A 21,022-nucleotide genomic window follows, 5' to 3' on the forward strand; every position below is an offset into this window, starting at 1 on the left:
GTAGCGGGCAGGCTACTCATTCGTAGATTCCCTCCACGCACCAGCTCTGGTTGCGACACATCAGCAAGAGCGCTTTCGGCTGGTCGATTTCGGCCGCTGTTTCGAACATGACCTGCGCCCGCGCCGCCGAGAGCGCGCCGGCTGAATCCCACCAACGCTCGTCGACCAGCCACGGTCCCGCCCAGCCCTGCAACTGCCAGATGCGGGTACCCCAGCGCAGGCGTGCTGGGGCGGAGCTGAATACCCCGCGCTCGGTAATGAGGACCCGATTGCCTTCGCTGTTCTCGAGCATCACCTCTGGCCGGCTGTCCAGAATGGCCGTCGGCGCCGGAGAAGGCAGCTGACCTGGCCACGGCAGGGCAGGATCTGTTTCCGGCGCCAGCTCGTCGCCCAGCGGCACCAGAGTGATCCGCTCGGCGGGGCCACGACCGCCGCTGAGGACTCCGACCTGAACGGCATCACCACCGAGCAGGCCTTGCACCCGCACCAGGGCCCGCCGCGCCCGTTCATCCTCTTCGCCGACGCCACCCCACAGTCCCAGCTGCAATGCCCCGGCGGCGACCACTTCGACCGGCTCGAGGCGCAGCAGGACGATTCCCGCCGTCGGCCTGGACTCGCTGCGTCCGGTGAGCCACCCGTCGAGCTGCCAGCGAACCCGGTCTGCGGTGCCCTCGGGTGTGAGCGGCTCGGCGCATCTCCAGGTCCGGGACAAATGTTCAGCGTTACCGGTGCGGGCCTGCACCAGCAGCCGGGTGCAGGCCACCGACGCGGCGGCCAGTTTGGTGTGCAACCGTTCGGCCAGTGCTCGACCGGCGAACGCGGCGGCATCGACGCGGTCGATCGGCGGATCGCAGTGCATTTCGACGTCCAGATCCGGCGGTAGTGGCCGTGCGGAGGGCGGGCGTTCCGGCTCGCCGCGGGCGCTGCGGTGGGCGAGCACAGCATCCGTGCCGAACCGGGATGCCACGTCCACCGGCGAGATCGCCGCAAAGTCCCCGATTGTGCGTAAACCCAAGCGCTGCAACAGGTCCACCAGCTCCGTACGCTCCGGCGCAGCCAAGCTCGGTTCGGCGGCGAGTTCGGCGATGGGCAAGGGCGCAAGGAACTGCGCGCCACCACCACGCGGCACGATCGCCGCATGCCGGGCGGCAACGACGGCGGTGCTCAACTCGTCGGCAATGCCAATCTGGCACTCCACTCCGGTGGCCGCCGCCTCGTCGACCAGTCGCTCGGCGGCAGCGTACTCGGATCCGAAATATCGGCTGATCCCACGCGCAGCGACCACGACAAGTCCCGGTCGTAGCACCTCGATTCCGGGAGCCACGGCATCGATGGCCGCCGCGGTCGGTTCGAACAATCGAGCATCACGATCCGGGTCAGCAAGCGCCACATGCAGAGTCGGACATCGAGCCTGCGCCTCACGCTTACGTAGCCCGCGCCGGACACCGTCGGCCCGCGCCGCTGTCGAACAGGCGATCACCCTGTTGGACTGGAGAACGGCGACGGGATGGGTGGGGATCAGGTCGACGCTGGCCGCCGCCGCGATCGCGGGCCAGTCCGGACACCACAGCGCCAGCACCCGAGACCTCACCACGACACCGCCTGCGGGAACTCCACATCGGATTGTTCAGCAGCGGGCACCCATTCCATGGCGCCAGCGCCGGGTTGCAAATCCAGCCGGGTAGTCCGCAGCCCGCAGGCGCGGCCCTGGGCCCGCACCGCCACCTGCATCGACCGCAATCTGCCCGTTCCGCGACCCAGACCCCGGTAACCGACCACGCGGGCGTCGAGTCGCAGTTCCACACCGCTGAACTGTCCATGCGAAACCAACAAGGTCGACCCCCTGCTGCGCGCACGGGCAACCACCGCCCTTGAGCGGGACGGCGCCACCTGTCCACCGCCGAGATCAAGGACAACCAGATCCAGACCGTCCAACAGCACCGCGGCGACCTCCACCGGATCCGGTCCCGGCTCCGGAATCAGCGCTATCCGCCGCAACTGGGCACCCATCTCCGTGGCGGCCAACAAACTCAGGCCAGGACGACCGATCACGCCGGCATTGCCACCATTGCCGGTAACCGTGGCCAGCAAGCCGAGCAGCAGCGAAGTTGCGCCCGAGAACGAGACCACCGAACCTTTGGCCAATCCGCCGTTGGGCAGGATGGCGGCCAGGGCCTCTGGAACGGGCAGCACCTCCTTGCGGAGGTAGGTGTTTGCGGCTTCACCGCGGGCCGGAACCGCCGCCATGCGCCGGCGAAGATGGTCGAGCCGTTCCTGCCTGGACAGCCCGGTAAGCTCGCCGAATTCGACTGGAACGGTCACTGCAACCCCCATATGGAAATGAATATGTACTCGAACATGTATTCGAATACACCGAGGGTATGCCGCCTCTTCCGGACCCGTCAAGCCCGTCCGAGAGCTCATCGGAGCCACTCGCGCGTCAAGTAATCTCACTGTGTGAGCGAGCGCCAGCAGACCGGGCACCACCCAGCGGTGGGACCGGACTATCTCGTGGCTGGCCGCTATCGCTTACAGGCAAAACTGGGTGGCGGCGGCATGGGCACAGTGTGGCTCGCCCACGACAAACTGCTCGACCGGGATGTGGCGATCAAACAGATCACCTCGACAACCGGGCTCGGCACCGAGGCCGCAACCCGGCTACGTAACCGGGTTCTGCATGAGGGTCGAACAGCTGCCAAGCTGTCCCACCATCACGCGATTGCCATGTATGACGTAGCACTGGACGGCGGCGAACCGTGGCTGGTGATGGAGCACCTGCCCTCGCGCAGCCTGGCGCAGGCACTGACGGTCGTCGATGCGATCCCGCCGTTCGAGGTCGCTCAAATCGGCACTCAAGTAGCCGACGCGCTCTCCGAGGCCCACGCCGTCGGCATCCTGCACCGTGACATCAAGCCCGGAAACATCCTCATCGCTGATCGTGGCCGTCACGTCGGCACCGTCAAGATCAGCGACTTCGGCATCGCCCGCGCCAAGGGTGAAAACGACGAGCCGGACGGAGTGATCACCGGCACCCCGGCCTATCTCGCTCCCGAGGTGGCCCGGGGCGACGACCCGACAGAGGCCAGCGACGTCTTTTCGCTGGGCGCCACCCTCTACACCGCGGTAGAAGGCCAGCCGCCGTTCGGCATCGACACGGACTCCCATGCCCTGCTCGAGCGGGTGGCCCGAGCGGAAATCATTGCACCCCAACGCGCGGACTTTCTTACCGAGCCACTCCTGCACATGCTTGAACCAGACCCCGCCCGTCGGCCCACCATGGCTCAGGCTCGTGATGAACTGGCCGCCGCGGCCGCCACCAACGCCGACTACCTTCTGGGCGCGCCGATCCATGAAGCAACAGGCAATGTGCCGCATTGGGCCCTGCGATCGGCAATCGGACGCAGCCGACCGCGCCCGGCGCCGACACTGGTTGCCGACACCCGACCAGCAACGCATGTCGGATTCGATCGGAACTGGACCGCAACACCGCCGAGGGCCATGCCCCAACGCATCTCGGCGCCCGGCCGTACCCGCGACACTCAAACGAATCTGCTGCACATGACGCTCGTCGCGGGCGTGCTGGTGGCCGTGATCGTGGCGATCGTCGCAGTGGTACTGGCGCTGTCCTAATCAAGCCGGCGCCGGTGCGCCCACCGGGTCAACGCATTCCGATTGGACTGCTGGGTCTTTCGCAAAACGTTCGACGCGTGCGTCTCGACCGTCTTCACCGAGATGAACAGGTCCTCGGCAATCTCGCGATAAGTGTATCCGCGCGCCAACAGCCGCAGGACCTCCAGTTCACGCGGCGTCAGTGAATCCAGCTCCGGATCCAGGGGCGGCTCGGGTGTCGCGGAGCGGCCGGTGAACGAATCCAGCACGAATCCCGCCAGCCGCGGGCTAAACACCGCATCGCCATCGGCTACGCGACGGATCGCCGCCGCAAGTTCCCCGCCCGAGATCGTCTTTGTCACGTAACCGCGGGCTCCGGCCCGGATCACGGCAATGACGTCTTCGGCTGCGTCGGAAACACTCAGCGCCAAACACACCGGACCGCTGTCGATTCCGGAAAGCACTGCGAGGCCCCCGCCGTCGGGCATGTGCACGTCGAGAAGCACCACGTCGGGACGGGTCGCGTTGATCCCGGCCACCGCCTCGGCAACGCCGCCGGCCTCACCGACCACGTCCATGTCACGCTCCCGACCGAGCTCCGCACGAACCCCAGCCCGGAACACCGCGTGGTCATCGACCAGAAAGACCCGCCGACGTTGTGCCACTGCCGATTCGGTCACTCGCTACCTCCGCTCGACGTGAACTGTGCGACCGGCATGGTCATTCGAATCTCGGTGCCCTTTCCTGGGCTCGTGCGGATTGCCACATCGCCGCCGCGCCGACAGATGCGCCCGCGAATCGATCGGGCCAGACCGTGCCGGTCCAAACCGACGCTGTCGAGATCGAAGCCGCAGCCCCGGTCGCGGACAAAGACATTCACATTCTCGGCATCGGCCTCGGCATACAGATCGATGTCGGGCACGCCGGAGTGCTTGGCCGCATTCACCAATGCCTCTCGGGTAGCACCGAGCAACGCGGTGAGCGCGGGTCGTGCCTGCTCCCCACCGAGCGCCTCGTCACCGACGGTGACGGCGGTGACCTTCACCCCGTACTGATCCTCGACCTCACCGGCGATCGCCCGCAGCGCCGCGGCCAAACTGGCGTGCGCGTTCTCCCCGCCGTCGAACAGCCAGGCACGCAACTCCCGCTCCTGACTGCGCGCCAAGCGCACCACCTCTTGCGGGCACTCCGACTGCCGCTGAATCAGCGCAAGCGTCTGCAGCACCGAATCATGCAGATGCGAGGCGATTTCCTCGCGTTCGGCGTTGCGAATCCGCGCCGCGCGTTCGGAATTGAGCGCTCGAACCGTGCGCAGCCACAGCGGAACCGTCAGCAGCGCCACACCGAGCAGCGTGACGGCCACCGCCAGCAATGCGGCCCCGAGGTCGTTGAGGTCGATACGGGCAAGCACCACCACGCCGAGACCGACGACCACGAGCGTCATACCGCCGAGAATTCGCGACCAGGTCAGCACCGACGGCCGCTGCGGCAAGCCCAGCACCGAACGTGGGCCCCCCGAATCGAACTCACGCCAGACCAGCGCGGCCCCGACACCGACCACGCCGAACGGCACGATGATCTGCGCTGCGGTGCCGCTGACCAGCCAGGAAAGCCCCGCGGACACAGCCAGACCGATGAACATCACCCCGTAGGCTTGGCGCCGCTCCGCGCGCGTTGGACGCGGGCCGTCCGGCCCGCTCGGGGTGAATATCCACAGCAGGCCGTATGCGACGATTCCCGCGCCCGCGAGTGCGTTCAGGAAGACGAACGCGACTCGCACCTTGAACACGTCGACGCCGAGGTGGTCGGCGAGGCCACCCGCGACGCCGCCGATGATCCGTCCGCCGGACCGACGCATGAGTCGTCCGTCGACCGGTTGATTCGGCGCAACAAGCAGCGGTAGCACGCCCTCGATACTGCCCGATTCGCCCTGACACCGGCATCCGGGTTTGCCCCGATATCGGCGCTGAACAGCGCGCAAAGATCAGGGTTACCCCCGATGTGCAGCGCCGCCCGCGCCGACAGGATTGGCTCATGCCCACAAACTCGCCGCTTCCTTCGACGAAACCGAGCTTTTCCGATCAGCTGCACGAGATTTGGCGGACACGACCGATGCGGCTGCCCGATCAAGGCCCCTTCGCCGGCGTCGCCGCTGGCATCGGTCACCGGTACGGCGTCGACCCGATCCTGGTCCGGGTCGCCTTCGTGGTCTCGACGATCTTCGGCGGCGCCGGGGTCGTGCTGTATCTGTTCGCCTGGCTGACGTTCACCAAAGCCAACGATGGAAACTCCGCCGCCGAGGCGCTGTTCGGCAAAGGCCACAGCTCGCAGTCGCAGACCACCACCATCGTGCTCATCGTCGCGCTGGCCATCGCCGTGTCCACGATGGGACCGCTGGGCATCGGCATGGGTGGATCGGGACTGATCAGCCTGGTGCTGATGCTCGGCGGCTGGTGGCTGCTCCATCAACGACAACCGCTGCCACCGCCCGCGCCGGCCATGGCCACCGGCCCAATCGGTTATTCGACGCCGACGCAGTCTGTTCGGGAAGACACCACGGTCACGGACAGCCAGCCTGAACCGTTTGGCCCGAGCCCCACGCCGCCGGACTGGGACCCATTGGGTGCGGCACCTTTCGCCTGGGACCTGCCCGAACCTGGCCCCGCGGCGCCGCCTCCGGCACCCCGTCGCCCCAAGTCGCGGTTGACCACCGTCGTCATCGGCCTGGCGATCATCGCGGCCGCGGCCACCGCCGCAGTCGGTGCCATGGGCGCGGGCTGGGTCACCGCTCCGCGGGTCGGTGCGGCTGCGTTGGCTGTCATCGGCTTCGGCCTCATCGCGGGCGCATTCGCCCGCCGCGGCCATGGCCTGCTGGTGCTGGTCTGGCCCTTGATCGGGTTCTGCGTGTTGGCATCGGCCGTAGGACCGATCTCGGTCGATGGTGGGCGGCAATGGCGACCTGCCAACGTTGCGGAACTGCGCCCGACGTATTCGATCGAGGGCGGGGGCGCCGTGCTCGACTTGCGGTCCATTCAGCTAACGAAGGACACCACTGTGGGCCTGCACGCACGGGCGGCTGGAGTCGAGGTTCGAGTGCCGTCGGGGATGAATGTCCGCACACACTGCGATCTGGATTTCGGCGGCTGCCCGCCGGAGGGGCTCGACGGCGGCACCGACGGCACCAACGGCCCAGTGCTCACGCTCAACATCGACGGCGGATTCGCAGGAGTGGAGATCAAACGTGGATAACACCGACAACACCCAGACAACCCAGCGCAACCGCCCGTCGGCGATGCTGCTGATCTCCGGCCTGGTCGCGCTCGTAGTCAGCGCCTGGACGATGCTTGGCGCGCCAAGAATCCACGGACTGCATGTATTTCCGCTCGGCTGGGTTGTCCTCGGGGCGGCCCTGTTAGTGGGCGTCCTGCTGGTCTGCTGGCGCCCAAAAAAGTAGGCCAGAAGGCATTACTCCCACTCGATGGTGCCCGGCGGCTTGCTGGTCACGTCGAGCACGACCCGGTTCACCTCCGCGACCTCGTTGGTGATCCGGGTCGAAATCCGTTCCAGCACTTCATAAGGCAGCCGTGTCCAGTCCGCGGTCATGGCGTCTTCACTGGACACTGGCCGCAGCACGATCGGGTGCCCGTAGGTGCGGCCGTCGCCTTGCACACCGACGCTGCGCACGTCGGCGAGCAGCACCACAGGGCACTGCCAGATCTGGCGGTCCAGGCCCGCGGCGGTGAGCTCCTCACGGGCTATCGCGTCGGCTTGACGCAGCGTGGCGAGTCGATCGCGGTCCACCGCACCGACGATCCGGATGGCCAGCCCCGGTCCTGGGAACGGCTGGCGGTTGACGATCTCCTCCGGCAACCCCAGCTGCCGGCCGACGGCGCGCACCTCGTCCTTGAACAGCAGCCGCAGCGGCTCGACCAACTCGAACTTGAGGTCCTCGGGGAGCCCGCCAACGTTGTGGTGGCTCTTGATGTTTGCGGTCCCCGTGCCGCCGCCGGATTCGACCACGTCCGGGTACAGCGTGCCCTGCACCAGGTACTCGGCACCCGAACCGCCGGTCTCACGCACGATCTCGGCCACCGCGCCCTCGAAGCTGCGAATGAACTCGCGGCCGATGATCTTTCGCTTGGTTTCCGGGTCGGTGATGCCGTCGAGTTCGCCGAGAAAGGTGTCCACCGCATCCACGGTGACGAGCTGTGCCCCGGTGGCCGCGACGAAGTCCTGCTCGACCTGCTCGCGTTCACCCGCGCGCAGCAGCCCGTGGTCGACGAAGACACAGGTCAGCCGGTCGCCGATGGCTCGCTGCACCAGCGCAGCGGCGACCGCCGAATCCACACCGCCCGACAGGCCGCAAATCGCGTGGCCGTCACCGATCTGCTCGCGAACCTGCGCGACAAGTTGCTCGGCGATGTTTGCCGCCGTCCACGTCGGCCGGATTCCGGCGACCTCCCGCAAGAAACGGGTGAGGACGTGCTGGCCGTGGGGTGAATGCAAGACCTCCGGGTGGTACTGGACGCCGGCGAGTCGGCGCCTGCGGTCCTCGAAGGCCGCCACCGGTGCTCCCGGCGTAGTTGCCGTGACGTCGAACCCGGCCGGGGCCTCGACGACGGCGTCACCGTGGCTCATCCACACCGGCTGCCGCTCGGGCAGGCCACCGTGCAGCAGTCCGCCGTCGACGCTCATCTCCGTGCGGCCGTATTCGCGGGTGCCCGTCTGCGCGACGCTGCCGCCGAGCGCCTGCGCCATCGCCTGGAACCCGTAGCAGATGCCGAAGACCGGCACGTCGAGGTCGAACACTCGCGGGTCGAGTTGCGGCGCGCCCTCGGCGTAGACGCTGGACGGTCCGCCGGACAGCACGATCGCCGAGGGCTTTTTGGCGGCCAGTTCCTCGATCGTGGCGTTGTGCGGCACGACCTCCGAGTACACGCTCGCCTCACGCACACGACGGGCGATCAGCTGTGCGTACTGGGCGCCGAAGTCGATGACGAGGACTGGGCCGGTTACCTGGGTTGCTGGCACCGGCACAGTCTAGTGGCCGCTAAACCGGCGCCGATCAGGCCGACTTGATCTCCACAATGGGCAGTTTCAACGCGCCGGGCGCATCGGCGGGCACCACGGGATGGTTCGGCGCGACCGGGTTGATCCGTCGGTACGGTTCGCCCGGATCTGGACGCAGATCCTTTTCGCCCTTGTTCGGCCACAGCGCCGACGCGCGCTCGGCCTGCGACACGATGGTCAGTGATGGATTGACGCCCAGGTTCGCCGACACCGAGGCGCCGTCGTGCACGCTCAACGTCGGATAGCCATATACGCGGTGGTACGGGTCGATGACGCCATGTTCGGGATCCGCGCCGATCGCAGCACCGCCGAGGAAGTGCGCCGTCAACGGAATGTTGAACGCCTCGCCCCACGTTCCGCCGGCGAGACCGTCGATCTTCTTCGCGATGCGACGGGTGGCCTCGTTGCCGACCGGAATCCAGGTCGGGTTCGGCTGACCATGTCCTTGCTTGCTTGACAGCTTTCGCCCGAACACGCCCCGTTTCGTGAATGTCGTGATCGAGTTGTCGAGGTGCTGCATCACCAGCGCGATGATGGTGCGCTCACTCCAGTTCTTCACGGTCAGAAACCGGGCAGCGTTCAGCGGATGCACGATGAACAGGAACAGCAGCTTCAGCCAGCGCGGAATTCGCCCGCCGCCATCCGTCATCAAGGTCTGCAGCAGACCCATCGAGTTGGAACCCTTGCCGTACCGAACCGGCTCGATATGAGTATCAGAGGTGGGATGGAACGACGAGGTGATCGCGACGCCCTTGGTGAGGTCCAGGTTTGGGTCGACCTTGCGTTTGGCCGCGCCCAGGATCGACTCCGAGTTGGTGCGGGTCAGCACGCCGAGACGGTCGGACATATTGGGCAGCACGCCCTGATCACGCATCTTGAACAGTAGATTCTGGGTGCCCCAGGTTCCGGCCGCCAGCACCACATGGGCCGCGGTGTAGGTGTGCGGCTTCTTGCGCACCCAGGCGCCGGTGCGTTCGGTGGCCACGTCCCAGGTGCCGTCCGGCATGGGGTGGATGGCCGTGACGGTAGTGAGCGGAATGATCTGTGCGCCGGCCTTTTCCGCGAGGCCAAGGTAGTTCTTCAGCAAGGTGTTCTTGGCGCCGTGCCGGCAGCCCGTCATGCATTCGCCGCATTCGATGCAGCCGGTGCGGTCGGGGCCCACCCCGCCGAAGTACGGGTCCGGCACCGTCTTGCCGGGCTCGCCGAAGAACACACCCACCGGCGTTTGCACGAAGGTGTCGCCGACACCCATGTCATCGGCGACGGACTTGATGATCTCGTCGGCTGGCGTCATGTGCGGGTTGCGGACCACCCCGAGCATGCGCTGTGCCTGCTCGTAGTACGGGCTGAGCTCGTCGTGCCAGTCGGTGATGTGTGCCCACTGCTGGTCGTTGAAGAACGGTGCCGGCGGCTTGTAGAGCGTGTTCGCGTAGTTGAGCGAGCCGCCGCCCACACCTGCTCCGGCCAGGATGAGGCAGTCGCGTAACAGATGAATGCGCTGGATGCCGTAGCAGCCGAGCTTCGGCGCCCAGATGAACTGGCGCAGGTGCCAGCTGTTCTTGGCGAACTCGTTGTCGGCGAAACGACGACCCGCCTCGAGCACGCCGACGCGGTAGCCCTTCTCCACCAAACGCAGTGCGGTCACGCTGCCGCCGAATCCTGACCCGACGATCAGCACATCGAAGTCGGTCGCCCGCTTGTCAGGCGTTGCCGCATCCGTCTCACCCATGACCGGCCTTTCCGTTGTCGACCAACCGTTCACAGCGAGTATGTACCGCACGTCACACGAATGGGCGAATAAGGCCAACCTCAATCAGGCGCGGACGGCAAGCCCGACCTTTTGGAACTCCTTGAGGTCGGAGTAACCGGCCTTCGCCATGGATCGGCGCAGCCCGCCGACGAGGTTGAGCGAGCCGAAGGGATCGTTCGACGGCCCGTTCAGCACCTGCTGCAAGCTGTGTGTCTCGTCGAATGCGACCGGCAGAAGGGCACCGCGCGGCAGCGACGGGTGGGCGGCAGCCGACGGCCAGTACCAGCCACGGCCCGGCGATTCGGCCGCCAACGCGAGCGGCGCACCCAGGACGGCGGCGTCGGCACCGCACGCGATCGCCTTGGCCAACTGGCCCGAAGACGCGATGTCGCCGTCGGCGATGACGTGCACGTACCGCCCGCCGGTCTCGTCCAAGTAGTCGCGCCGGGCGGCGGCCGCGTCGGCGATGGCGGTGGCCATCGGCACTCCCATGCCGAGTACCTCGCCGGAGGTCGTCGCACCGGCCAGTGAGCCGTAACCGACGATCACGCCCGCCGCTCCGGTACGCATGAGGTGCAGGGCGGTCCGATGGTCGCTGACGCCGCCGGCCACGACCGGAACGTCGAGCTCGGCGATGAACGTCTTGAGATTCAGCGGCTCATCACCACCCACATGTTCAGCGGAAATGATGGTGCCGTGAATGACGAGCAGGTCGATACCGGCCTGTACGAGAGCCGGAGTGAGCACGCGCGCATTCTGTGGCGAAACCCGGACCGCAGTGGTGACGCCGGAATCGCGGACCTGCGCGACCGCGGCGGCGAGGAGATCCGGCTGCAACGGCGCCGCATGTAACTCCTGCAACAGCGTGATCGTCGCGTCGACATCAGCGTCGGACTCGGCCACCTCGATCAGCTTGTCGATCTTGGCCTCGACGTCAGCATGCCGGGCCCACAGCCCTTCGCCGTTGAGGACGCCCAGTCCGCCGGCCCGGCCCAGCTCGATCGCGGACGCCGGCGACATGATCGCGTCGGTGGGATGGGCCAGGATCGGAATCTCGAACCGGTAGGCGTCGAGCTGCCAGGCGGTGGAGACCAACTGCGACGAACGGGTGCGCCGTGACGGCACGATGTCCACGTCGTCCAACTCGTAAGTGCGTCGGGCTGTGCGGCCCATGCCGATCTCAACGAGGTCGCGCACGCGTATCCTCTCTGCCGTTTTGAATGAGCGCTGCGGTTTGAATGAGCGCTGCCGTTCGAAGGAGCGCTGCCGTGGTGGCAGTTCGCGCTAGCGCGCCGTGTAGTTCGGGGCCTCGACCGTCATGGTGATGTCGTGCGGGTGACTCTCCTTCAATCCAGCCGCGGTGATCTGCACGAACTGCGCCTCTTGCAGCTCGGGGATCGTGTTGGAGCCGGTGTAGCCCATTGCCGCGCGCAGGCCACCGACCAACTGGTGGATCACCTGCGACAGCGGTCCGCGGAAGGGCACCCGCCCCTCGATGCCTTCGGGCACCAGCTTGTCCTCCGCAAGCACGTCGTCCTGGAAGTAGCGGTCCTTGGAGTAGGACTGCGAAGCACCCGACTGACTCGACCGGCCCTGCATGGCGCCCAGCGAACCCATTCCGCGGTAGCTCTTGAACTGCTTGCCGTTGACCAAGATCAGTTCACCCGGCGATTCGGCCGTACCCGCGAGCAACGAACCGAGCATCGCGGTCGATGCACCGGCCGCCAACGCCTTGGCGATGTCACCGGAGAATTGCAGACCGCCGTCGGCGATCACCGGCACGCCGGCCGGCTTACACACGGCCACCGCCTCGAGGATGGCGGTGATCTGCGGGGCGCCGACGCCAGCGACAACCCGCGTGGTGCAGATGGAGCCCGGACCGACGCCCACCTTTACCGCGTCAGCACCGGCTTCCACGAGCGCGGCCGCGCCCGCGCGGGTGGCGATATTGCCGCCCACCACCTGAACGCGGTCGCCGACCTCGCGCTTTACCCGGTTCACCATCTCCAGGACCTGCACCTGGTGTCCGTGTGCCGTGTCGACCACGAGCACATCGACCCCGGCGTCGACTAGCGACATCGACCGCGACCAGGAGTCCGCACCGACGCCGACCGCCGCGCCGACCAGCAACCGTCCATCGCGGTCCTTGGTGGCGTCCGGGTGCTGTTCGGTCTTGACGAAGTCCTTGACCGTGATAAGCCCGGTCAGCCGGCCGTCACCATCGACGATGGGCAGTTTTTCGATCTTGTGCCGGCGTAGCAGGCCGAGCGCTGCCTCGGCGGTGACGCCCTCGCGCGCGGTGATCAGCGGCGCCTTGGTCATCACGTCCGCCACTCGGCGGCTCTGGTCCACCTCGAAGCGCATGTCGCGGTTGGTGATGATGCCCACGAGCGCGCCCGTTTCGTCGGTCACGGGCAGCCCGGAGATGCGGAACCGCGCGCACAGCGCATCGACCTCGGCCAGGGTATTGGTCGGTTTGCAGGTGACGGGGTCGGTCACCATGCCGGCCTCGGACCGCTTGACGGTCTCGACCTGCGCGGCCTGGTCCGAGGGGGCAAGGTTGCGGTGCAGGACACCCATGCTGCCCGCACGGGCCATGGCGATGGCCATCCGGGCCTCGGTGACGGTGTCCATCGCAGAACTGACCAGCGGAACCCGCAGCGTGATCTCCCGGGTAAGCCGACTCGATGTGTCCACGGCACTCGGGATGAGGTTGGAAGCGGCCGGCAACAGCAAAACGTCATCGAAGGTCAGACCGAGCATCGCGATCTTGTTCGGGTCGTCACCGCCGGTGCGAACCTGCCCAGGAACGGCATACAGCTGCCTTCTGGCCTCTGGTCCGGCGAAAGTTGTCATCCGGATCGCCCTCCTCGGACATGCGTGCGACGCTCGACGTCGCGTACTCGATGATTCACACTGCAGTTGACCAGTGAATGCTCCGGCGAGAAGGACTATTCCCGCACGCTGATCCATGGTATCGGCTCCGTGCAGTGCTGTTGTCGGCCGGAGTCCGGTGTGACTCGCTGTCGGGTGTGGCTGGCGAAGAGGCCGTAGGACTGCGTACCGTTGTTGTTGTGCGAGACCAACTGCCACCCGGCCTGCCACCGGATCCGTTTGCCGGCGACCCCGCGGACCCCGCGGCTGCGCTCGACGCGATCGAGCCCGGCCAGCCGTTAGACCCGCAGGAGCGCCTTGCCGTGGAAGAAGATCTGGCCGACCTCGCTGTGTACGAGGCGCTGCTGAGCCACCGCGGCATTCGCGGTCTGGTGGTGTCGTGCGAGGACTGCAACTCCGATCACTACCACGACTGGGACATGCTGCGCGCCAACCTGCTGCAGCTCCTGGTGGACGGCACGGTGCGCCCGCACGAGCCCGCCTTCGACCCAGTTCCGGAGGCCTATGTCACCTGGGACTACTGCCGCGGCTACGCCGACGCCTCGATGAACGAGGCACTCTACGGCGACAGCGGCTTGGACGGCTGAGAAGTTATAGCCCAAACAGCGCAAAGGCCCGCCATCGGCGGGCCTTTGTCGTGATAAAAGCTAGTGAGCGCTATCAGGGGACGACGGACGACGTCGCCGCGGACTGCTGCTGGGTCTGCTGTTGTTTCGTCTGCTGTTGTTTCGTCTGTTCTTGCGTCGTTGACACCGGCACCGATGCCGGCGTGGTCGGTGCGGTCTGCTCGCTCGCGGAGTCCGACTTGGTGCCCGTCGCCGGTGCGGTAGACCCCTCGGTCGCAGTCGACGGCGCGGTCTGCGCCGGCGCGGACTGACCAGTGCTCTCAGTGACGATACTGGTCGGCAGTCCGGGAATCGTGGGCAGCGACGGCAGGGTCGGCAGTCCAGGTGGCAGCGGCAGCACCGGACCGGCACTCGTCGGCGCGCTTGCCGGCGTTGTCGCCGAGGCGCCGTTCGACTGGCCACTGGTGGCCGATGCTGAGGTCCCGCTGGTTGCCGACGACGGCGCCGTCGAGGCCGCGGGAGCTCCCGGCAGCACTGGCAGTTGCTTCTTGAGCTGATCCATCAAGTCGTTGAAGCGCTTCACCAGGTCATCGTGCTGCGATGGGTCCTTGACGTCCGGAATGCGGGTCTGGACGCTGTCGAGGTGCTGCTTGGCCTGAATCGGGTCGCCCTGGCTGATCAATTGCCGGGCCTGGTCGAGATCGTTGGTCGCATCGAGGTTGGCCATAGTGGAATCGGCCTGCTCGGAGAAGACGACCTGCTTGACCTTCCACAGCGGGTCGCCGGGGCTTGCGTTGTAGGAGAAGGCCGTCATGCCACCGACGACGACCGCTATTGCGGCCGCGGCGCCGAGGATGGGACGGACGAGGCGCAGCCGGGGACCACCGACGGTCCGGGCCTGCCGCGCGCCGATCTCCTGGTTGACGAGTGCGACGATTTCATCGAGATCCGGACCGGCTGGCATCGGTGGCGTGACGATCTCTGCGCGCCAGTTCGCCAGCAGTGCGGCGACCTGGAACTCCTCGGAGCTACCGGTGGCAACCGGACCATCGCCAGCGATCGCGTCGATCAGCTCGTCATCGCGCCGAACGGCCGCGATGTCTACTGGGCCGCTGTCGCCGCTCATGCCGGCGTAGGGATCTACGCGCCGCGATCCGTTGTTGCCGCGCTTGTTGTCCCTAGCCATACATCTCACCTGCCTTCGCAACCTGGGCCCTGAGCTTCGCCATGGCCCTGTGCTGGGCCACCCGAACAGCTCCTGCGGTACTTCCAACGGCGGTTGCCGTTTCCTCGGCTGACAGACCCATGAGGACTCGAAGAATCAGAATCTCTCGATGCTTGTCCGGAAGTGTCGCCAACAGTGATTTCATCTGTCTGCTCGCCTCCGAGTCGAGAGCCTGTTGCTCCGGCCCGTTCTCCATGGATATGACATCTGGTACTTCGGCCATCGAGTCCGCCTTGTTACGCCCGGCGTTGCGATGCGCGTCCGCGACCTTGTGTGAAGCAATTCCGTATACAAACGCCATGAATGGCCTGCCCTGGTCTTGATACCGAGGCAATGCGGTCATCACGGCGAGGCATACCTCCTGCGCCACGTCATCTGCAGAGAGTTGCCCACGCTCTGCAGACCCGACCCTGGCTCTGCAATAGCGCACAACCAATGGCCGGATAATCTCTAAAACCTGGGCTAAAGAGGATCTGTCGCCCTGCGCTGCGGCAGCGACGGCGGAGTCCAACTCCTCACCCGTATTAGTCATCGTTAGAGAATTTCCTGGCGTTACAGTGGCGCTCACCCGCACCGCGCGTGCTGGGCAACGTGGTCACTTTGCGGGCACCCTCCCCGATCGGGCGTGCTTCCACGAACCGTGGAACGTACCTAACAATAGCCACCGTTGCGCCGCCTCCAACGAACCCGCTCGGGCGTGCGTCGGGAAAATGATCCGAATTATTGGCGAAATATCCCACCGCGCTGAGTGATCGACATCTCATAGTGCGGTGCGGTGCGAGGAGTGTCGCGCTCGCCCGGCGACACCGTCGCGGCCGCGAGACCGTCGAGCAGCATGGCCGCCGCCCACCGCAGCGGCAGCAAGTCGTGTTCGTCACACGCAGCGGCCACGGCCAGCGCCTGCTCGCGCGCCGAGTGTTGTTCGCCCACAGCACAATAGGCACCAGCCACGAGCAGCTGCGATTTGATCCGATGACGTAGCGAGGGCGCCATCGCTGCGAATTCCGCGGCCGCAAGCGCATGGTCGAGACCGGCATGTGCGCAGCCGGACGCCAGGGCGACCTCGGCACGAACCCAGTGCAGCCGGATTCGCTGCCGCCACCCCAGTGAGGCCTGTTCCAGCTCTTCACCGCACCGATCGAGCAGGCGGGTCGCCAGCGGCAATCTGCCCACTCCCAGCGCATCCGCGGCAAGTCCGGTCAGCGCGTCGCACGCGGCAACACCGTCCGCCGCCGAGTCGGCGAGCGCAGCAAGTGCCGCACCGTCGAAGGCGCTGGCCTTACGGTGCCAGCCGAGTTGGCGCAGAAACGACGCGCGGGTACTCAGGATCAGCGACTGGGAAACCGCCCTCGGCGCGGGCAAGAGTTGGCGCGCGAGCGCCTCCGCGCGGGCCAGTTCGGCCCGGGCCCGGGCATAGCGTCCCTGTCCGCCGAGCGCCACCGCCCGAAGCCACGATTGGTCCGCAGTCACCGGTTGCGGCAGCATCGATAAACCCGGGCGCGCGCCGAACGCGGCCGCCTCGAGCAGGATGGCTGAATCGACGTCGCGCACGTCCGAAACCATATGCAGTGCGAGTCGCCGTGCGCTATTGCGAGGACCCGACCGTAGCGAACTGAACGAAAACAATGGATTTCACCGACAGTGCCGATCGTTTCAGTCAGGTAAATCAATGTCTCGACTAGCGAGCCAACCATTCACCTCTCGGATGGCCTTTATTCGCCCGCAGTTCAGCACCAGTCGGGTGATTTCGCGAGTTATTCGGCTAGTCGATGACAAATAGCCAGGCAGCGGGCGCTCACGGGGTTTCCGCCATCGACCTCACTCCGATATGCAGGCACAACGCCACCGAAAAGTAAACGGCCAGATGGTTAATTCTGGGTGAGATGACGCCAGCGCGCAGCCGCCGATGAACTATTGACGATTTTCTTGCCCAGCCCATAGCGTTGCCGAGTTCGGGCACCAGATCAAGGAGTGCGCATGCGACAGCCGATTCGACTCCCCGGCCCCAACGCCGACCAGTGGGACTGGCAACTGCACGGGCGCTGCCGTGGCGCGGACTCGTCGGTGTTCTTCCATCCGGAAGGCGAACGCGGCCGTGCACGCCTGCAGCGTGAGGCCCGCGCCAAAGAGATCTGCCGACAGTGTCCGGTCATTGCCCAGTGCCGTCGGCACGCGCTGGAGGTTTGTGAGCCCTACGGCGTGTGGGGCGGTATGTCCGAGACCGAGCGGGAAATGCACAGTCGGCATGCGCGCGGCCGCCTGGCCGTGTGAGCTGGCGGCCACCCCATCCGTGGCCCTGTCGGCCACGAATGCCCTGCGACAGTTCCCTCTCACGGGCATGGAGGTAGCGAGCAACCGAACGAGCACCGACAACACAACACCGAACGGATGGCTGGACGCGACCACAGCAGGCTACGGTGGCACGTCATGAGACGTTCAGGGCCTTCATGAGCGGGCCGCAAGGGCCCGATGCCAACGACGCGTGCGGTAGCGAGCTGGGCCGACTCCAATCAGCTCGCGCCTCGGAAGCGGCTGCGCTAGCCGATCTGCTGGTGCGGTCGGCGGCCGGCGACCAACACGCGTTCGCGGAACTCTATGACCGAACCAGCGCCCGGATTTACGGACTGGTTCTGCGCATCGTTCGCGACGGCGGCTTCGCCGAGGAGACAACCCAGGAGGTTTATCTCCAGGTGTGGCGCAACGCCGAGGCGTTCGACCAATCGAAGGGCTCAGCCCTGTCGTGGCTGCTGACCTTCGCGCACCGCCGGGCAGTCGATCGGGTGCGGGCAGAGCAATCCAACAGCGTTCGCGAGGTGGTGTACGAGGCGAGCAACTATCGCGGCGAATTCGACCAAGTCAGCGACGAAGTCGACCGCCGGTTCGAGCGCCAGGCAGTTCTCGACTGCCTGGAGACGCTGACAGAAACCCAGCGGCAGGCGATCGAGATGGCCTACTACGGCGGCCGGACGTATCGGGAAGTAGCTGATGACCTCAACGCAGCCCTGCCCACAGTGAAGTCCCGGATACGGGACGGATTGGCACGACTACGCGGATGTTTGGGGGTGAGTTGATGGACGACGACTACACCGACCTGGCGCTTGCCGAAGCGCTCGGCAATGCCACCCTGGAGGAGCGCCGGGCGGCCGCACAACTGCGCGCCACCGCTGGGCCGGCCCTGCGGCACGAGTTCGACGACACCGTTGCGGCCACCTCTCAAACACTCGCGGCGCTTGCATTCGTCACCGCGATTGCGCCACCGCCGACCCTGCGCGTCCGAGTGCTGACCGCAATCGGCCAGGCTGGCGCGGCGTCGCCACGACGATCCCGACCGCGGCGATGGCTTATCGGTGTCGCAGCGGCCGCTGCGGCGGTGGTGCTCGTGGGGATCGGGGTGATCGTCGGACACCAGACCGTGGGAACACCGACCACCTCGACCGCCGAGCAGGTCATCACCGCGGCCGACGCGCGGACGACAACTGCACTGTTCCCGCGCGGCGGAGCAGCGACGGTCGTCTACTCGAAGTCCGCCAATGCTGCGATCCTGCTCCTGAGCGGAGTGCAGGCGCCGCCGACCGGCCGGGTCTACCAGATGTGGCTCGTGGGCAAGGCACCACAACCCGTTTCCGCCGGGATCATGACGGGGCAGCAGGTCAGCGCGGCCACAACAGTCGTGCCCGACCTCGACGGGGCCACCGCGCTCGCGTTCAGCGTCGAGCCACCGGGCGGTTCGCCGCAACCCACCACACAGCCATTCGCCGCGATCAAACTGGGTTGAGATAGCAAGCGGCCGCTCACCCGCAAAGGCGTGAGCGGCCGCTCGAAACCCGGTCAGTGACCGTGGCTGTGCCCGTGACCAGCGGTCTCGTCGGCCTCGGCCGGTTTATCGACGACCGCACTCTCGGTCGTGAGGACCATCCGGGCCACCGACGCGGCGTTCTGTACGGCGGACCGGGTGACCTTGACGGGATCGACGATGCCGTCGGCCAGGAGGTCGCCGAACTGCAGCGTCGCCGCGTTGAAACCGGCGGCACCCTCGGAATCGGCGACCTTGCTCACCACGACGGATCCGTCACTGCCCGCATTGGTGGCAATCCAGTACAACGGCGCCTCGAGCGCCTTGGCCAGCACCTGCACCCCGAGCTTGACGTCGCCGGACAGAGTGTCGGCCAGCGCGTTCAGCTCGCGCACTGCATGGACGAGGGCCGAACCGCCACCGGGGACGATGCCTTCCTCGACCGCCGCCTTGGCCGCGCTGACCGCGTCCTCGACCCGGTACTTGCGCTCCTTGAGCGCGGTCTCGGTGGCGGCGCCCACCTTGATCACCGCGACACCGCCGGCCAGCTTGGCCAGCCGCTCGGAGAGCTTCTCGCGGTCCCAATCGGAATCGGAATTCTCGATCTCCTGGCGCAACTGCTTGATCCGGGCGTCGATGGCCTCCGCCGAACCGCCGCCCTCGACGATGGTGGTCTCGTCCTTGGTGACCACCACACGCCGAGCGTGGCCGAGCAGATCGAGGCCGGCCTCGCGCAGGCTGATGCCGATGTCGCTGTTGATCACCGTCCCGCCGGTGACGACAGCGAGATCTTCCAGGAACGCCTTGCGACGATCGCCGAAGAAGGGCGCCTTCACCGCGACGGCCTTGACCGTCTTGCGGATCGCGTTGACGACGAGGGTGGACAGCGCCTCACCCTCGATGTCCTCGGCGATGATCAGCACGGGCTTGCCGGACTCGGCGATCTTCTCCAGGATCGGCAGGAAATCGTGCAGCGCGCTGATCTTCTCCCGGTACAGCAGCACCAGCGCGTCCTCGAGGACCGCTTCCTGTGCGTCGAGATCGGTGACGAAGTACGGCGAGAGGAAACCCTTGTCGAACTGCACGCCCTCGGTGATGACGAGTTCGGTGTGCAGCGTCGAGGACTCTTCGACCGTGACGACACCGTCTTTACCGACGGTGGTGAGCGCCTTGCCGACCATCGCGCCGATCTCCTCGTCACGCGAGGAAACGGTGGCTACCTGCGCGATGGCCTCCTCACCCGCGACCGGCTTCGCGGCCGCGAGCAGGATTTCGGCGACCTTGTCCGCCCCCTGGCTGATGCCCTGACCCAAAGCGATCGGGTTGGCACCGGCGGCGATGTTCTTCAGCCCTGCGCGAACCAGTGCCTGGGCAAGCACGGTCGCGGTGGTCGTGCCGTCTCCGGCCACATCGTTGGTCTTGGTGGCGACGCTCTTGACCAGCTGCGCGCCGAGGTTCTCGAACGGGTCCGCCAGCTCGATTTCGCGAGCGATCGTGACCCCGTCGTTGGTGACGGTCGGCCCACCGAAGGACTTTGCGAGCACCACGTGGCGTCCCCGCGGACCGAGCGTCACCCGAACCGCGTCGGCAAGCCGGTCCACGCCGCGTTCGAGAGCCCGGCGAGCTTGCTCGTCGAACTCGATGATCTTTGCCATTCTTTCCAGTTGCTCCTGTGTAAGACGATTGCGAATGTCGTTGGCCCTAACGCACTCCGCCCCGGGTCCGGATGACGGACTCCAGGGCGGATGTGCTGGGCGATTTCGTCGGCCAGTTACTTGGTAACGACGGCGAGCACGTCACGCGCCGACAGGATCAGGTACTCCTGACCGGCGTACTTGATCTCGGTGCCGCCGTACTTGCTGTAGATGACGGTGTCGCCTTCCTGCACGTCCAGCGGGATGCGCTTGTCACCGTCTTCGTCCCACCGGCCCGGTCCGACTGCGACGACGGTGCCCTCCTGGGGCTTCTCCTTCGCCGTGTCGGGAATAACCAGGCCGGAGGCGGTCGTCGTCTCGGCCTCGTTGGCCTGGACGAGGATCTTGTCCTCGAGCGGCTTGATGTTCACGCTCGCCACGATGAGCCCTCCACTTTCATGGGGTTTCCGTAAGTCCGGA

20 protein-coding genes are annotated in these 21,022 nt (G+C 66.5%); 7 read left to right on the forward strand and 13 right to left on the reverse strand.

Annotated features, from left to right (window positions below):
* Positions 1 to 16: 16 nt before the first annotated feature.
* Positions 17 to 1,591, reverse strand: coding sequence for a DNA polymerase Y family protein (locus FOS14_RS01400; protein ID WP_143768619.1), 1,575 nt, complete (start codon positions 1,589 to 1,591; stop codon positions 17 to 19).
* Positions 1,588 to 2,334, reverse strand: coding sequence for a hypothetical protein (locus FOS14_RS01405; protein WP_143768460.1), 747 nt, complete (start codon positions 2,332 to 2,334; stop codon positions 1,588 to 1,590). Before FOS14_RS01405 ends, FOS14_RS01400 begins: the two co-directional genes overlap by 4 nt.
* A gap of 123 nt (positions 2,335 to 2,457) precedes the next feature.
* Here FOS14_RS01405 and FOS14_RS01410 point away from each other — a divergent pair, with 123 nt between their 5' ends.
* On the forward strand, positions 2,458 to 3,630 hold the full coding sequence (locus tag FOS14_RS01410; RefSeq protein WP_143768461.1) for a serine/threonine-protein kinase: 1,173 nt from the start codon (positions 2,458 to 2,460) through the stop codon (positions 3,628 to 3,630).
* On the opposite strand, the gene FOS14_RS01415 is transcribed toward FOS14_RS01410, so the two are convergent.
* A complete protein-coding gene (locus FOS14_RS01415) occupies positions 3,627 to 4,289 on the reverse strand; it encodes a response regulator transcription factor (protein ID WP_304944893.1) in 663 nt (220 codons plus the stop codon). The two genes, FOS14_RS01410 and FOS14_RS01415, sit on opposite strands and share 4 nt — an antisense overlap.
* Positions 4,286 to 5,467 carry a PspC domain-containing protein gene (locus FOS14_RS01420; RefSeq protein ID WP_143768621.1) on the reverse strand — a complete coding sequence of 394 codons (1,182 nt, stop codon included), beginning with the start codon at positions 5,465 to 5,467 and terminating at the stop codon, positions 4,286 to 4,288. The genes FOS14_RS01415 and FOS14_RS01420 overlap by 4 nt, the downstream gene beginning before the upstream one ends.
* A gap of 176 nt (positions 5,468 to 5,643) precedes the next feature.
* Here FOS14_RS01420 and FOS14_RS01425 point away from each other — a divergent pair, with 176 nt between their 5' ends.
* Together FOS14_RS01425 and FOS14_RS01430 are read left to right on the forward strand one after the other, a co-directional pair.
* Positions 5,644 to 6,858, forward strand: coding sequence for a PspC domain-containing protein (locus FOS14_RS01425; RefSeq protein WP_143768462.1), 1,215 nt, complete (start codon positions 5,644 to 5,646; stop codon positions 6,856 to 6,858).
* On the forward strand, positions 6,851 to 7,063 hold the full coding sequence (locus FOS14_RS01430; RefSeq protein ID WP_143768463.1) for a hypothetical protein: 213 nt from the start codon (positions 6,851 to 6,853) through the stop codon (positions 7,061 to 7,063). Before FOS14_RS01425 ends, FOS14_RS01430 begins: the two co-directional genes overlap by 8 nt.
* Positions 7,064 to 7,074: 11 nt before the next feature.
* On the opposite strand, the gene guaA is transcribed toward FOS14_RS01430, so the two are convergent.
* The 4 genes from guaA to guaB all read right to left on the reverse strand — a co-directional run bounded on the left by guaA (position 7,075) and on the right by guaB (position 13,285).
* Positions 7,075 to 8,640, reverse strand: coding sequence for a glutamine-hydrolyzing GMP synthase (gene guaA / locus FOS14_RS01435; protein WP_143768464.1), 1,566 nt, complete (start codon positions 8,638 to 8,640; stop codon positions 7,075 to 7,077).
* Between the two features lie 34 nt (positions 8,641 to 8,674).
* On the reverse strand, positions 8,675 to 10,408 hold the full coding sequence (locus tag FOS14_RS01440; RefSeq protein ID WP_143768465.1) for a GMC oxidoreductase: 1,734 nt from the start codon (positions 10,406 to 10,408) through the stop codon (positions 8,675 to 8,677).
* 84 nt (positions 10,409 to 10,492) lie between these two features.
* Positions 10,493 to 11,626: a GuaB3 family IMP dehydrogenase-related protein gene (locus FOS14_RS01445; protein ID WP_143768466.1), complete on the reverse strand. Its 1,134-nt coding sequence runs from the start codon at positions 11,624 to 11,626 to the stop codon at positions 10,493 to 10,495.
* 87 nt (positions 11,627 to 11,713) lie between these two features.
* Positions 11,714 to 13,285, reverse strand: coding sequence for an IMP dehydrogenase (gene guaB, locus FOS14_RS01450; protein ID WP_185981557.1), 1,572 nt, complete (start codon positions 13,283 to 13,285; stop codon positions 11,714 to 11,716).
* Positions 13,286 to 13,503: 218 nt separating this feature from the next.
* Between guaB and FOS14_RS01455 the strand changes: the two genes are divergently transcribed.
* Positions 13,504 to 13,911 carry a DUF5319 domain-containing protein gene (locus FOS14_RS01455; protein WP_143768467.1) on the forward strand — a complete coding sequence of 136 codons (408 nt, stop codon included), beginning with the start codon at positions 13,504 to 13,506 and terminating at the stop codon, positions 13,909 to 13,911.
* A gap of 73 nt (positions 13,912 to 13,984) precedes the next feature.
* Here FOS14_RS01455 and FOS14_RS01460 read toward each other — a convergent pair whose 3' ends face one another.
* From FOS14_RS01460 to FOS14_RS01470, 3 genes are all read right to left on the reverse strand, one after another.
* On the reverse strand, positions 13,985 to 15,076 hold the full coding sequence (locus FOS14_RS01460; protein ID WP_143768468.1) for an anti-sigma-D factor RsdA: 1,092 nt from the start codon (positions 15,074 to 15,076) through the stop codon (positions 13,985 to 13,987).
* Positions 15,069 to 15,647 (reverse strand): sigma-70 family RNA polymerase sigma factor, encoded by a 579-nt coding sequence (locus FOS14_RS01465; protein ID WP_143768469.1) that lies wholly within the window; start codon positions 15,645 to 15,647, stop codon positions 15,069 to 15,071. Before FOS14_RS01465 ends, FOS14_RS01460 begins: the two co-directional genes overlap by 8 nt.
* A gap of 188 nt (positions 15,648 to 15,835) precedes the next feature.
* Positions 15,836 to 16,666, reverse strand: coding sequence for a hypothetical protein (locus tag FOS14_RS01470; RefSeq protein ID WP_143768470.1), 831 nt, complete (start codon positions 16,664 to 16,666; stop codon positions 15,836 to 15,838).
* A gap of 426 nt (positions 16,667 to 17,092) precedes the next feature.
* Here FOS14_RS01470 and FOS14_RS01475 point away from each other — a divergent pair, with 426 nt between their 5' ends.
* The 3 genes from FOS14_RS01475 (at position 17,093) to FOS14_RS01485 (ending at position 18,890) form a co-directional block, all read left to right on the forward strand.
* A complete protein-coding gene (locus FOS14_RS01475) occupies positions 17,093 to 17,386 on the forward strand; it encodes a WhiB family transcriptional regulator (RefSeq protein ID WP_143768471.1) in 294 nt (97 codons plus the stop codon).
* A gap of 176 nt (positions 17,387 to 17,562) precedes the next feature.
* A complete protein-coding gene (gene sigK, locus FOS14_RS01480; RefSeq protein ID WP_143768472.1) occupies positions 17,563 to 18,186 on the forward strand; it encodes an ECF RNA polymerase sigma factor SigK in 624 nt (207 codons plus the stop codon).
* A complete protein-coding gene (locus FOS14_RS01485; protein ID WP_185981558.1) occupies positions 18,186 to 18,890 on the forward strand; it encodes an anti-sigma factor in 705 nt (234 codons plus the stop codon). Before sigK ends, FOS14_RS01485 begins: the two co-directional genes overlap by 1 nt.
* Positions 18,891 to 18,943: 53 nt before the next feature.
* On the opposite strand, the gene groL is transcribed toward FOS14_RS01485, so the two are convergent.
* The gene (gene groL / locus FOS14_RS01490) at positions 18,944 to 20,563 is read right to left on the reverse strand and encodes a chaperonin GroEL (RefSeq protein WP_143768474.1); all 1,620 of its coding nucleotides are present in this window, start codon (positions 20,561 to 20,563) and stop codon (positions 18,944 to 18,946) included.
* 116 nt (positions 20,564 to 20,679) lie between these two features.
* Positions 20,680 to 20,982 carry a co-chaperone GroES gene (gene groES / locus FOS14_RS01495; RefSeq protein ID WP_143768475.1) on the reverse strand — a complete coding sequence of 101 codons (303 nt, stop codon included), beginning with the start codon at positions 20,980 to 20,982 and terminating at the stop codon, positions 20,680 to 20,682.
* Positions 20,983 to 21,022 lie beyond the last annotated feature (40 nt).

Source organism: Skermania sp. ID1734 (genome assembly GCF_007489285.1).
GTDB lineage: Bacteria > Actinomycetota > Actinomycetes > Mycobacteriales > Mycobacteriaceae > ID1734.

What these genes read in the sequence shown, in the direction of transcription:
- FOS14_RS01405 (WP_143768460.1), bottom strand. Translation starts at nt 2,334, where the DNA reads ATGGGGGTTGCAGTGACCGTTCCAGTCGAATTCGGCGAGCTTACCGGG.
- FOS14_RS01420 (WP_143768621.1), bottom strand. Translation starts at nt 5,467, where the DNA reads ATGCGTCGGTCCGGCGGACGGATCATCGGCGGCGTCGCGGGTGGCCTC.
- FOS14_RS01425 (WP_143768462.1), top strand. Translation starts at nt 5,644, where the DNA reads ATGCCCACAAACTCGCCGCTTCCTTCGACGAAACCGAGCTTTTCCGAT.
- FOS14_RS01440 (WP_143768465.1), bottom strand. Translation starts at nt 10,408, where the DNA reads ATGGGTGAGACGGATGCGGCAACGCCTGACAAGCGGGCGACCGACTTC.
- guaB (WP_185981557.1), bottom strand. Translation starts at nt 13,285, where the DNA reads ATGACAACTTTCGCCGGACCAGAGGCCAGAAGGCAGCTGTATGCCGTT.
- FOS14_RS01460 (WP_143768468.1), bottom strand. Translation starts at nt 15,076, where the DNA reads ATGGCTAGGGACAACAAGCGCGGCAACAACGGATCGCGGCGCGTAGAT.
- FOS14_RS01465 (WP_143768469.1), bottom strand. Translation starts at nt 15,647, where the DNA reads ATGACTAATACGGGTGAGGAGTTGGACTCCGCCGTCGCTGCCGCAGCG.
- FOS14_RS01475 (WP_143768471.1), top strand. Translation starts at nt 17,093, where the DNA reads ATGCGACAGCCGATTCGACTCCCCGGCCCCAACGCCGACCAGTGGGAC.
- sigK (WP_143768472.1), top strand. Translation starts at nt 17,563, where the DNA reads ATGAGCGGGCCGCAAGGGCCCGATGCCAACGACGCGTGCGGTAGCGAG.
- FOS14_RS01485 (WP_185981558.1), top strand. Translation starts at nt 18,186, where the DNA reads ATGGACGACGACTACACCGACCTGGCGCTTGCCGAAGCGCTCGGCAAT.
- groL (WP_143768474.1), bottom strand. Translation starts at nt 20,563, where the DNA reads ATGGCAAAGATCATCGAGTTCGACGAGCAAGCTCGCCGGGCTCTCGAA.